This window comes from Nonomuraea sp. LP-02, assembly GCF_036289125.1.
Classification (GTDB): Bacteria; Actinomycetota; Actinomycetes; order Streptosporangiales; family Streptosporangiaceae; genus Nonomuraea; species Nonomuraea bangladeshensis.
Genome location: NZ_JAXCLK010000001.1, coordinates 8,694,829 through 8,708,201, shown reverse-complemented (window position 1 = coordinate 8,708,201; position 13,373 = coordinate 8,694,829). Strand labels below are relative to the sequence as shown.

Genomic DNA, 13,373 nt, shown 5'->3' with positions numbered 1-13,373 from the left:
TTGTTCAGGACGTCCCGTCCGGGTCGCCCAGCTCGCTGTCCAGCATCGCGAACAGCTCCTCGTCGGTCGCCGCGGTGAGATCCCGCACCTGGTCGCGCGGAGCTCCGTTGCCGTCGGTACGGCGGTGCGCCTCCCGCCACCGGCGGGCCAGCGCCTCCAGCCGGGCCGCCACCGCCTCCACGTCGGCCGGCGCGGCCGGGGCCTCGGCGAGCGGTTCGGCCATGGTGGCTTCCAGCCGTTCGAGTTCGTCGAGTACGGCGCGCGCCGGGTCGGCGTGCTCCGGGTCGAGTTCCTCCAGGAGGAACGTCACCAGCGCCTCCGGGTTGGGGTGGTCGAAGACCAGCGTCGCCGGGAGGCGCAGCCCGGCGGCCTCGGCCAGCCGGTTCCGCAGCTCCACCGCGGTCAGCGAGTCGAAGCCCAGCTCGGCGAAGGCCCGATCCGCCGCGACCGCGTCCACGCCGGCGTGCCCGAGCACCGCGGCCACGTGCGAGCGGACCAGGTCGAGGAGGATGCGGCGCTGTTCGGCCGGGAGCAGCCCTGTCAGCCTGTCGGCCAGCGACTCCTCCGCCACGGGCGTGTCGGCCGCGGCCCGTCGCCGCGCCGGCGCGGTCACCAGGCCACGCAGCACCGGCGGCACCGGGTGGCCGGACAGCGCGTCCGCGTCCACGTCCGCGGCGAGCACCACGGGGGCGTCACCGGAGACGGCGGCGTCGAAGCGGCGCAGTCCGGTCTCGGTGTCGAGTTCGCGCAGCCCGCTCGCGGCCAGCCGCGCCGAGTCGCCCGTGCCCACGTGGGCGGTCATCGCGCTGCGTTCCGCCCAGAGCCCCCAGGCCAGCGAGTGACCGGGCAGGCCGAGGTGGCGCCGATGCTGGGCGAGCGCGTCCAGGAAGGCGTTCCCTGCGGCGTAGTTGCCCTGCCCGGGCGAGCCGAGCAGGCCGGCGGCCGAGGAGAACATGACGAACAGGGCGACGTCGTACCTCCGGGTCAGGTCGTGGAGGTGCCAGGCGCTGTCGGCCTTGGGACGCAGCACCGCGGCGAGCCGGTCAGGGGTGAGCGAGGCGATCGTGGCGTCGTCGAGTACGCCGGCCGCGTGCACCACCCCGGTCAGCGGATGCTCCGCCGGGATGCCGTCGAGCAGCGCGGCGAGGGCGTCCCGGTCGGCCACGTCGCAGGACTCGACCCGGGTCGAGGCGCCCAGCTCGGTCAGCTCGTCGCGGAGCTCGGCGGCTCCGGGCGCGTCGAGGCCGCGCCGGGTGACCAGCAGGAGGTGCCGCGCGCCGTACCGGGTCACCAGGTGGCGGGCGACGTGCCCGGCGATGACGCCGGTGCCGCCGGTGATCAGTACGGTGCCGTCCGGGTCGAGCTCCCGTGGCACGGTCAGCGCGAGCTTGCCGACGTGGCGTGCCTGCTGGAGGTGACGGAAGGCGTCCTTGGCGCGCCGGGCGTCCCAGACGGTGACGGGGGCCGGCCGCAGCACCTCGTGTGCGTAGAGCCGTACGACCTCGGCGAGGATCTCCTGGACGCGTTCCGGGGTGCCCTCCGGGTGCTGGGTGCGTGACTGGGCCACCATGTCGTAGGCCCGGTAGACGACTCCCGGGTGGGCGTCGGCCACCTCGTCCGCCTGCCGGATGTCGGTCTTGCCCATCTCCAGGAAGTGGCCGCCGCGCGGCAGCAGCTCCAGCGAGGCGTCGACGAACTCCCTGGCCAGCGAGTTGAGCACCACGTCCATCCCCGCGCCGCCGGTGGCGGCCAGGAACTTGTCGCGGAAGCCGAGGTCTCTGGAGGAGGCCAGGTGGGTCTCGTCCAGGCCGAGCGCGTGCAGCACGGGCCACTTGGCGGGCGACGCGGTCGCGTAGACCTCCGCGCCCAGGTGCTGGGCGAGCTGGATCGCGGCCAGGCCGACGCCGCCGGCGCCCGCGTGCACCAGCACCCGATCCCCCGGGCTCACTCCGGCCAGGTCGACCAGGCCGTAGTAGGCGGTGAGGTTGACGATCGGCAGCACCGCGGCCGTGGTGAACGACCAGTCGTCCGGGATCGGGACGAGCAGCCGCCTGTCGCTGATCGCCACGGTGCCGGCGCCGCCGTCGACCAGGCCGGTCACCCGGTCGCCCGGACGCAGGTCGGTGACGGCGGAGCCGACTTCGAGCACCACTCCGGCGGCTTCGCCGATCAGGCCGTCGTCCTCCTCGGTGATCATGTCGAGGGCGACCACCAGGTCGTGGAAGTTGATCCCGGCGACGCGGGGCGCCAGCCGTACCTCGGTGGGCGCCAGCGGGCGGGTCGCCTCCGGCGCCGGCAGCAGCGCGAGGTTGGACAGTGTGCCCTTGCCGGTGGTGGCCAGCCGCCACGGCCCGGCCGGGGGTACGAGCGCGTCGGCGTCGCGGACCAGCCGCGGCGCGTGAACCGTGCCGGCGCGCAGGGCCAGCTCCGGTTCGCCGGCCTCGATCGCGGCCCGCACCGCCGCCCACGCCGGTTCCTGCCCGTCGGTGTTCAGCAGGACGAACCGGCCGGGATGTTCCGCCTGCGCGGCACGTACCAGGCCGGCGGCCGCCGCGTGCGCGGGGTCGGCGTTCTCTCCCGGGAGGACCGCCGCCGCGCTCCGTACGACCACGGCCAGTCGGGTGCCGTCCGGCCGGTCGCCGGACAGCCACTCGCTCAGGGCGGCCAGGGTGGCCCCGGTGGCCGCGTGAGCGGCGGCCGCCGGGTCCTCGCCACCGTCGCGGGGCACGTCGAACACCTCAAGGTCCGGGGGTACGGCGTCGTCGGCCCGCAGTTGGGCCGCTCCGTTGGCCGAACCCGCGCCGTTCACGAGGGGATCGGCCACCGCGGGCAGCGGTGTCCAGGTGAGCCGCGGCAGGGCGACGTTCGCCGCCGCCGCGTGCGCCAGCTCCCCGTCGGTCACCGCGCGCACCACCATGGCGTCCACCGACGCCATCGGGGTGCCTGCGGAGTCGGCCAGCTCGATGGCGAAGCGGTCCGTCGTTCCCGGGTCGGAACCGGGCCGGTCGGCGACGCCGCGCAGCCGTACCCGTGCCGCCGTCGCGCCCGTGGTGCGCAGCCGTACGCCGCGCCAGGTGAACGGCAGCCGGGGCGCGCCGGAGGCGTCGTCGTCGAGCAGCCCGGCGGTGTGCAGCGCGGCGTCCAGCAGCGCCGGGTGGATCCCGAACCGGTCCGCCTCAGTGGCGACCGGCTCGGGCAGAGCGACCTCGGCGAAGATCTCGTCGCCGCGCCCCCAGGCACGGCGCAGGCCGCGGAACGCCGGCCCGTAGCCGTACCCGCCGGCGTCCAGGGTCTCGTACAGCTCCTCGACGTCCAGCTGCCGCGCGTCCGCCGGCGGCCAGGCCGAGCCGGGCGGCTGCGTGGCGGGCGGCTCCGCGTCGGCGGTCTTCGCCAGGGTGCCGGTGGCGTGCCGGGTCCACGCGGTGGTCGCCGCGGCGGCCGGGTCGGCCGAGGCCGGCGCGGCGTACACGGAGATCTGCCGGTGGCCGTTCTCGGCGGCGCCGACCACCACCCGCACCCTGGTCGCGCCGTCGTCGGGCAGCACCAGCGGGCGTTCCAGGATCAGCTCCTCCAGGAGGTCGCAGCCCGCCCGGTCGGCGGCGTGCAGCGCCATCTCCACCAGCGCGGCGCCGGGCACCACGATCCGGCCGGCCACCTTGTGGTCGGCGAGCCACGGCTGACCCGCGATGGACAGCCGGCCGGAGAAGACCAGCCCGTCGCCGTCCGGCTCGTCCAGCACCGCGGCGAGCAGCGGATGGTCGGCGGAGTCCAGGCCGGCCGCGCTCAGCCCGGCCGGTCCGGCCGGGGTGGCCGGCTTCCAGTACCTGTCGTGCTGGAAGGGGTAGGTGGGCAGTTCCGCGCGCCGCCGCGCGGCCGGCAGGACCTTCAACCAGTCCACCGGCACTCCGCGCAGCCACGCCTCGGCCAGCGCCGTGGTGAACCGGCCGCCCTCGTCGCGGCGTAGCGTGCCCAGCGCGGCCACGTCCACGCCGTCCGCGGCGGCGGTCTCCTCGATCGCCGGAGTGAGCATCGGATGGGGGCTCATCTCCAGGAACAGCCGGCGGCCGCGGGCCAGCAGCGCCCGGGTGGTCTCCGCGAACCGTACGGTCCGCCGCAGGTTCGTGTACCAGTACTCGGCGTCGAGCCCGGCGGTGTCCAGCTCGGCCGCGACCACCGTCGAGTAGAAGGGCACCCGGGCGGTCTGCGGGCGCAGCCCCGCCAGGTCGCGCAGCAGCGGTTCGCGCAGCACTTCCACCTGCGCGCCGTGCGAGGCGTAGTCCACGGCCAGCCGCTTGACGCGGACGCCATCCGCCCGCAGCCGGGCCTCCAGCGCGTCCAGCGCCGCGCCGTCGCCGGCCAGCGCCACCGAGCCGGGACCGTTCACCACGGCCACCGACACCGCGTCGCCGTACTCGGCGAGCAGCTCGGTCACCCGTTCGGCGGGCAGCGCCACCGACATCATGCCGCCGTTCTGGCCGGACAGGCGCTCGGCGACCGCGCGGGCGCGCGTCACCACCACTCGCGCCCCGTCGGCCAGCGACAGCGCCCCTGCCACGCAGGCGGCGGCGATCTCCCCCTGCGAGTGGCCGACCACCGCGGCCGGCTCGACGCCGGCCGCACGCCAGGTCTCCGCCAGCGCCACCATGACCGCCCAGAGCACCGGCTGGACCACGTCGACCCGGTCGAGCATCCGGGCGTCGCCCAGCGCCTCGCGCACCCGCCAGTCCACCAGCGCCTCGATCTCGGCGGCGCAGCGCTCCAGGGCCTCGGCGAACGCGGGCGAGGAGTCCAGCAGCTCGACCGCCATGCCGGGCCACTGACCGCCCTGCCCGGGGAAGACGAACACGGGCTGGTCGGCGCCGTCGTGCACGAGACCGCGGACGAGCTCCGCGGCCTGCTCGCCGGCGGCCAGCGCGCGCAGCCCCGCCACGGTGACGTCCCGGGACTCGCCCAGTACGGCCGCGCGCCGCGGCAGGCCGGCCCTTCGGGTCAGCTCGGCGGCCACGTCCAGCAGCTCGGCCTCGTCGTGCTCGGCCATGAAACCGGCCAGCCGGTCGGCCTGCGCCCGCAGGGCGGCCTCGCTCTTGGCCGACAGCAGCACCGGAAGCAGCGGAAGCGGGTCCGGCACGCTCGCGGCCGGCGGCTCCTCGACGGGCGGCTCTTCCACGATCACGTGAGCGTTGGTGCCGGAGATGCCGAACGACGACACCCCCGCCCGACGCGGCCGACCCTCGACCTGGGGCCAAGGCTGGGCTTCGGTCAGCAGTTCCACCGCGCCGCCGGACCAGTTCACCTTGGAGGACGGCGCATCCACATGCAGCGTCTTGGGCAGCAACCCATGCCGCATCGCCAGGATCATCTTGATGATGCCGGCCACCCCGGCCGCCGCCTGGGTGTGACCCAGGTTCGACTTCACCGACCCCAGCCACAACGGCGACTGCCTGTCCTGGCCGTAGGCGGCCAGCAGCGCCTGCGCCTCGATCGGGTCGCCCAGCGAGGTGCCGGTGCCGTGTCCTTCGACCACGTCCACCTGCGCGGGACCGATCCCCGCGGACGCCAGCGCCTGAGCGATCACCCGCTCCTGCGAGGGACCGTTCGGCGCGGTCAGGCCGTTGGACGCGCCGTCCTGGTTGACCGCGCTACCGGCCAGCACCGCCAGCACCTGGTGCCCGTTGCGGCGAGCGTCCGACAGCCGCTCCACCACCAGCACCCCGACACCCTCGCCCCAGCCGACACCGTCAGCCGCCTCGGCGTACGCCTTGCACCGGCCGTTGGCGGCCAGGCCCCGCTGCCGCGAGAACTCCACGAACGCGCCCGGGGTAGCCATCACCGTCACCCCGCCGGCCAGCGCCAGGTCGCATTCGCCGCGCCGCAGCGCGTCGGCGGCCAGGTGCAGCGCCACCAGCGAGGACGAGCAGGCGGTGTCCACGGAGAGCGCGGGACCGCGCAGGCCGAGGGTGTAGGAGACCCGCCCGGAGACGGTGGCTCCGCCGGCGCCGGCCGGCACGTAGTCGTGGTACATCACGCCGGCGAACACCCCGGCGCTGGTCTCCCGCAGCGACGTCGGGTCGATCCCGGCCCGCTCCAGCGCGGTCCAGGACACCTCAAGGAACTGCCGTTCCTGCGGGTCCATCTCCGCCGCCTCACGCGGGCTGATCCCGAAGAAGTCCGGGTCGAAGTCGGCGGCGCCGTACAGGAAGGCGGCCTCCTTCGCGTACGAGGTCCCCTCGTGCGCGGGGTCCGGGTGGAACAGCGACCCGAGGTCCCAGCCGCGGTCGGCGGGGAACTCGCCCACGGCGTCCCCGCCCTCGGTCAGCAGCCGCCAGAGGTCTTCCGGGGACTCCACGCCGCCCGGGTACCGGCAGGCGAGCCCCACGATCGCGATGGGGTCGGTCGTGACGGCGGGCGCCGCCACCGGCGCCGGTTCCGGCTTCTCTCCGGACCGGTCGGCCAGGAAGGCCGCCAGGGCGGTCACCGTCGGGTGGTCGAAGACCAGCGTCGCCGACAGCGCCACGCCGACCCGTCGGCCCAGCCTGTTCCGCAGCTCCACTCCGGACAGCGAGTCGAAGCCCAGCTCCTGGAAGGCCCGGTCCACCGGCACCGACTCGGCCGTGTCGTACCCCAGCACGCCGGCGGCCTCCGCGCGGACCACGCCCAGCAGCAGTTCCCGCCGCTCCGCCGGGGACAGCCGGTCCAGCCGGTCGGCGAGCGAGCCGGGCCCGGCCGCGGCGGCACGGGCCGGCCGGCGGCCGGCGAGCGCGCGCAGCAGCGCGGGCGGCTCGGTGTCCCGGCCGCGCAGCGCGGCGAGGTCCAGCCGGCAGGCCACGGACGCGGGGCGCCCCGCGGTCAGCGCCGCGTCGAACAGGGCAAGCCCCTCCGCGGCGGTGAGCGGTCGCATGCCGGAGGCGGCCAGGCGAGCGGTCTGACGGCCGTCCAACCGGCCGGCCATGCCGCGTTCCGTCTCCCACGCCCCCCAAATCATGGAGATCGCCGGGAGCCCGTCGGCGGCCCGCCGTACGGCGAGCGCGTCCAGCGCGGCGTTGGCCGCCGCGTAGTTGCCCTGTCCCGCGGCGTCCATCAGCCCGGTCGTCGAGGAGAACAGCACGAACGCCCGCAGGTCGTGGTCGCGGGTCAGCTCGTGCAGGTGCCATGCGGCGTCCACCTTGGGCCGCAGCACCCGCGCCACCCGCTCGTCGTCGAGGGCGGGGATGGTGCCGTCGGCCAGCACTCCGGCCGCGTGCACCACGGCGGCGAGGGAAGGAACGTCGTCCAGGAGCGCGGCGAGCGCGGCGCGGTCGGCCACGTCGCAGGCGGCCACCGTCACCTCGGCGCCCAGCCCGGTCAGCTCCTCGCGCAGATCGGCCGCGCCAGGGGCGTCGAGGCCGCGGCGGCTGGTCAGCACCAGGTGCCGCACGCCGTGCTCGGTGACCAGGTGCCGGGCCAGCAGGGCGCCCAGGCCGCCGGTTCCTCCGGTGATCAGCGTGGTGCCCTCGGCCGGCCAGGCCACAGCGGCGGCGTTTCCGGCGTCGAGGCGGGTCAGCCGGGGCACATGGAGCCGGCCGGCGCGAACGGCCGTCTCGGGCTCTCCGGCGTGCAACGCGGCCGCGGCGGCCTCGTCGATCGCGCCGCGGTCCGGGTCCGACTCGGGGTCCAGGTCGACCAGGACGATCCGTCCCTGGCTCTCTTCCCTGGCGGCCCTGGCCAGCCCCCAGACCGCCGCCTGCGCCATGTCGGGCGCCGCGCCGTCGACGGCGACCGCGCCTCTGGTCGCGATCACCAGGGTGTCGTCGGCGGAGGGCTCGGCGGCCAGCCAGCTCCGTACGCGCTCCAAGGTGGCCGCCACGGCGTGGCGGACCCGCTCGGGCGTGGCCGCCACGGTGTCGTCGCAGGCGGCCACGTGCACCTCGGCCGCCGCGACGGCGTCCCGCGAGGGTGTCCCCTCCGGCGCGGCCAGCGGCCGCCACTCCACCTCGTAGAGCGGGCGCGTCGCCGCTCCGACGCCGGCCGGGAGGTCGGCGGCGAGCGGGCGGGACTCCAGCGAGGTCACCGTGGCCAGAGGACTGCCCGTCGCGTCCGCCAGGTCCAGCCGTACGGCTCCCGCACCGGCGCTGTCGTCCGGGCGCAGCCGTACGCGGGCCGCGGCGGCGCCGGTGGCGTGCAGCTCGACCCCGCGCCAGGCGAACGGAACCACCGGCCGCCCCTCGGACGTCTCCGCGTCCATCTCGGGCAGCAGGCCCACCCGCAGCGCGGCATCCAGCAGCGCGGGGTGCGCGCCGTACGCGGTGGACTCCACCCCCTCCGGCAGCGCCACCTCGGCGTAGAACTCGTCACCGCGTCGCCAGGCGGCGCGCAGCGCGCGGAACGCCGGGCCGTACTCGTAGCCGCGCTCGGCCAGCCGGTCGTCGAGCCCGTCGATGTTCACGGGCCGCGCGTCCGGGGGCGGCCACGCGGTGAGGCCGGCGCCGTCGGCCGTGGCGGGCGCCAGAGTCCCCTGGGCGTGCCGGATCCAGCCTTCGCCGGCCATCGAGTGGATCTCCACGGTGCGGCGGCCCCGATCGTCCGGGGCCCCTACGGCGACCTGTACGGCCACGCCGTCCCCGGTGTCGGTGGGGATGACCAGCGGGGTCTCCAGGACGAGGTCGTCCAGCCGGCCGCAGTCCACCTCGTCGCCGGCGCGGATCGCCAGCTCCACGAAGCCGGTCCCGGGGAAGATCACAGTGCCGTTCATCGTGTGGTCGGTCAGCCACGACTGGGTACGCGGGGACAGCTGCCCGGTGAGGGTGACAGCGCCGTCCGGGTGGGTCACCGCGGCGGCGAGCAGCGGGTGCTCGACAGGCGCCTGACCGACCGCCGACACGTCACCCGCCCGGTACGCCTCCAGCCAGAACCGGCGCCGCTGGAACGGGTACGTCGGCAGGATGACGGAACGGGGCGGGGTCTCGAGGTCGGCGAACCAGGGGGCCCAGTCCACGCTCACGCCACCGGCCCAGGCCGCGCCGAGCGCGGCGCCGAAGTGAGCCACCTCGTCGCGGTCGCGGCGCAGCAGCGGCACCACCGGGCCCGCGTGGCCGCCGTCGGCGAGGATCGCCTCGACCATGGGGGCGAGCTGGGCGTCCGGGCCGACCTCCAGGAAGTGGGTGACCCCGCGTCCCCGCATGACCTGGACGCCGTCGGCGAACCGCACCGGTCGCCGTACGTGCTCGACCCAGTAGCCGGGCTCGGTGACCTCGTCACCCGCCAGCTCACCCGAGACGTTCGACACCAGCGCCAGCTCCGGACGCCGCAGCGTCAATCCCGCCACGACCTGCTCGAACTCGGCCAGCATCGGCTCCATGAGCGGCGAATGGAACGCATGCGACACCCGCAACGGCCGGGTCCGGTGCCCCTGCTGCCGCGCCCAGTCGACGACCTCGGCAACCTGGTCGGCCGCTCCCGAGACCACCACCGCGCCCGGCGCGTTCACCGCAGCCACGGCCACCTGGTCGTGCTCGGCCAGCACCGGAGCGAGGACATCCTCGCCACAGCCGATCGCCGCCATCGCGCCGCCGGCCGGAAGCGCCTGCATCAACCGGCCACGAGCAGCCACCAACCGGCACGCATCCGCCAGATCCAGCACCCCGGCCACATGCGCCGCGGTGATCTCACCCAGCGAATGCCCGGCCACGAAATCAGGCCGGACCCCGAACGACTCCAGCAACCGATACAGCGCCGTCTCAAAAGCGAACAGCCCGGCCTGCGCGAACACCGTCTGGTTCAGAGCGGCGGCCGTCTCCTCGTCCTGGGACGCGGGCGCCAGCACCTCACGCAGCCCGAGCCCCGGCGACCCGCCGGAGAACGTGCCCAGCTCGGCCGTCAGGAGCTCGACTGCCTCGTCGAAGGCCCGCGCGAACACGCCGAAGCGCGCGTACAGGCCGCGGCCCATGCCGAGCCGTTGCGCGCCCTGTCCGGAGAACACCAGGCCCAGCCGCCCGGTCCTGGCCGTCTCGACGGTCACGCCGGACGGCGGCTCGCCCGCGGCCAGGCCGCGCAGCGCGGCGAGCAGGCCGTTCCGGTCGTCGGCCACCAGCGCGGCGCGGTGCGTCAGCGCCGCCCGCCGGGTCAGCGCCGACGCCACGTCCGCCAGACCGGCGTCGGAGCCGGGCTCGGCGAGGAAACCGGCCAGCCGGTCGGCCTGCGCGCGGAGCGCCGCCTCGGACTTGGCCGACACGACCACCGGCATCACGGCAGGCGTACGGTCAGAGGGCTCCGCCGGGACGGCCTCGTCCGGCGCCTCTTCGAGGATGACGTGGGCGTTGGTGCCGCTGACCCCGAACGCGGAGACGCCGGCGCGGCGCGGACGGCCGTCGCGTGTCCACGGCCGGGCTTCGGTCAGCAGCTCCACGGCGCCGGCGGACCAGTCCACTTCCTGGCTCGGCGCGTCCACGTGCAGCGTCTTCGGGAGCGTGCCGTGCCGCATCGCGAGCACCATCTTGATGACGCCGGCGGCGCCGGACGCCGCCTGGGCGTGGCCGATGTTCGACTTCACCGACCCCAGCAGCATCGGCCGGTCGCGGCCCTGCCCGTAGGTGGCCAGCAGCGCCTGCGCCTCGATGGGGTCGCCCAGCCCGGTCCCTGATCCGTGGCCCTCCACGACGTCGACGTCTGCCGGCGTCAGGCCCGCCGCGGCCAGCGCGGCGCCGATCACCCGCTCCTGGGAGGGGCCGTTCGGCGCGGTCAGGCCGCTGCTGGCGCCGTCCTGGTTCACGGCGGAGCCGCGGATCACGGCCAGTACGGGGTGCCCGTGCCGCCGCGCGTCGGAGAGCCGTTCGAGCAGCAGCAGGCCGACGCCTTCGCCCCAGCCGACCCCGTCGGCGGCGTCGGCGAACGACTTGCAGCGGCCGTCGGGGGAGAGCACGCCCTGCCGGGCTGAGTCGACGAACAGCTCGGTGGTGGACAGCACGGTGGCGCCGCCGGCCAGCGCCAGCTCGCACTCGCCGCCGCGCAGGGCCTGCGCCGCGAGATGCAGCGCCACCAGCGACGACGAACACGCGGTGTCCACGGTGACCGCGGGCCCCTCGAAGCCGTACAGGTAGGAGATCCGCCCGGACGCCACGCTGTGGTGGCTGCCGTGCGCGATGAAGCCCTGGACGCCGCGGGGCACCCGGTCGCTGCGCGAGCCGTAGTCGCCGTACATCACGCCGACGAACACCCCGGTACGGCTGCCGCGCAGCGCCGTCGGGTCGATCCCGGCGCGCTCCACCGCCTCCCAGGTGGTCTCCAGCAGGAGCCGCTGCTGCGGGTCCATGGCGGTGGCCTCGTTGGGGCCGATGCCGAAGAACTCCGGCTCGAAGTCGGCCACGTCGCGGAGAAAGCCGCCCTCGCGGGTGTAGGTCTTGCCCGGTTTGCCGCGCTCCGGGTCGTAGATCGCGTCGACGTCCCAGCCGCGGTCGGCGGCGGGCATGGGCGTGACCGCGTCCACCTCGTCGGTGAGCAACCGCCACAGGTCCTCGGGTGCGGTCACCCCGCCCGGGTAGCGGCAGGCCATGCCGACGATCGCGATCGGCACTCCGCCGTCCGGGCCTGCGCCCAGCTCCCGCAGGCGGTCCTCGGCGGCCTGCAACCGCCGCCTGGACTCCCGCAGATCCGCCGTCGCCCTTTTCAGGTAATTGACAAGTTTCTCTTCGTTGTCCATTACCAACCTAGGATTATCAGGAGCGTTGAGCTCACCGGGCTTGATGGTTCTCACCCTTTCGGTTGCGCCACCAAACTACGAAATGTTCGGAGTTCGGACTAACCCCTACCCGCCCCCTAAGACCAATTGTTGTCGGGGTGTAGCAGTTCGCCCGCGCGCTCGGTGAGCGCCTTTCTGTCCACCTTGCGGTTGGCGTTGAGCGGAAGTTCGTCGAGGTGGTGATAGCGCTTGGGCACCATGCCGTGCGGCAGCGTACGGCGCAGCCGGTTGGCCAGCTCGACCGGCGGACGCGCCTCGCCGGTGTAGAACACCACCAGCTCCGTGCCGGCCGCGCCCTCGACCCCCACCGCGGCCGCCTCGGCCACCCCGTCGCCGGCGGCCAGCAGCGCGTGCTCGATCTCCGCCAGCTCCACCCGCCAGCCCTGCACCTGCACCTGGGCGTCCCTGCGGCCGAGGTAGCACAGCTCGTCCCCGGGGAGCCGCCGCACCCGGTCGCCGGTGCGGTACCAGGTGTGTCCCGCGTGCTCCAGGAAGCGGCCCGCGCCGTCCTCCGGGTCCAGGTAGCCGGGGGTGAGCTGCGGCCCGGTGACGCAGAGCTCCCCTTCCTCGTCCTCGGTCGGGCGGCCGTCCTCGGTGACGAGCAGGACCTGGTGCCCGGGGTGCACGGCGCCGATCGGCACGACACCGTTGACCGCGAGCTTCGTGGAGCCTTCCTGCGACCAGCGGTGACCCGTGATCGTCACGGTCAGCTCGGTCGGCCCGTACAGGTTCTCCACCGTCGAGTACGGCGCCGCGCGGGTCCAGTCCTCGACGTCCTGGCAGCGCAGCGCCTCTCCGGCGAAGAAGCTCCACCGCAGGCCGGGCAGGGTGTCCGGGCGCAGGGAGCCGAGCCGGCGGGCCAGGCTGATGCCGCTGGGCGTGGAGAACCAGACGGTCACCCCGTGACGTTCCAGGAAGGCGGGCAGGTCGGCGTGGCCGCGCGGGGGCACCGGCACGGCCGGGGCGCCCGCACCCCAGGAGCAGAACAGGTCGAAGATCGCGCAGTCGAAGGTGAGGTCGAAGGTCTGCGAGAAGGCGTCGTCGGGGCTGAAGTCGTAGCGTCCGTCGAGCACGCCGAAGTAGTGGGACAGGTTGCCGTGGGTGAGCACCACGCCCTTGGGCCGGCCGGTCGAGCCGGAGGTGAACAGGATGTAGGCGGGGGCGTCGGGCGGCACCGCGACCGGTTCGGCCGGCGCGTACGCGGCCGACACCGGGATCCCCCCTTCGCCGCCGCCCACGGGCAGCAGCGCGGCCCCGTGGTAGCCGCGTTCCCGCAGCTCGGGCAGCAGGGCGGCGCCGCGGCCGTCGGCGATCAGCGCGGTGACGCCGGCCGCCGCCATCATCCGCGCCGTCCGGTCGGGCGGGAAGTCGGCGTGCAGCGGCACCACCGTCGCCCCGGCGTACAGCGCCGCGAGCACCCCCGCGTAGGAGGTGGTCCCCTTCTCCGCGAGCACCCCTATGGGGCCAGTGACGCCGCCGTGGAGCAGCGACCCGGCCCAGACGAGCGCCAGCTCGTGCAGCTCCTCGAAGGTGACCGTGCGGTCGCCGAGGCGCAGCGCGGCACCGCGCGGCGCGGCGGCCAGTCCGCCCAGAAATCGCCCGTGGAGGTTCCGGTGAATTTCTTCGCCCATTTCCTTTTCCTCAGCGCGAGTTATTGAGGCAT

General features: G+C 75.1%; 2 protein-coding genes. Both read right to left on the bottom strand.

What is annotated here, in order from left to right; genetic code table 11:
- Positions 1-4: 4 nt before the first annotated feature.
- A complete protein-coding gene (locus tag SMD20_RS40725; RefSeq protein WP_329591472.1) occupies positions 5-11,671 on the bottom strand; it encodes an SDR family NAD(P)-dependent oxidoreductase in 11,667 nt (3,888 codons plus the stop codon).
- Between the two features lie 116 nt (positions 11,672-11,787).
- The gene (locus SMD20_RS40720; RefSeq protein WP_329591470.1) at positions 11,788-13,341 is read right to left on the bottom strand and encodes an AMP-binding protein; all 1,554 of its coding nucleotides are present in this window, start codon (positions 13,339-13,341) and stop codon (positions 11,788-11,790) included.
- Positions 13,342-13,373 lie beyond the last annotated feature (32 nt).

What these genes read in the sequence shown, in the direction of transcription:
- SMD20_RS40725 (WP_329591472.1), bottom strand. Translation starts at nt 11,671, where the DNA reads ATGGACAACGAAGAGAAACTTGTCAATTACCTGAAAAGGGCGACGGCG.
- SMD20_RS40720 (WP_329591470.1), bottom strand. Translation starts at nt 13,341, where the DNA reads ATGGGCGAAGAAATTCACCGGAACCTCCACGGGCGATTTCTGGGCGGA.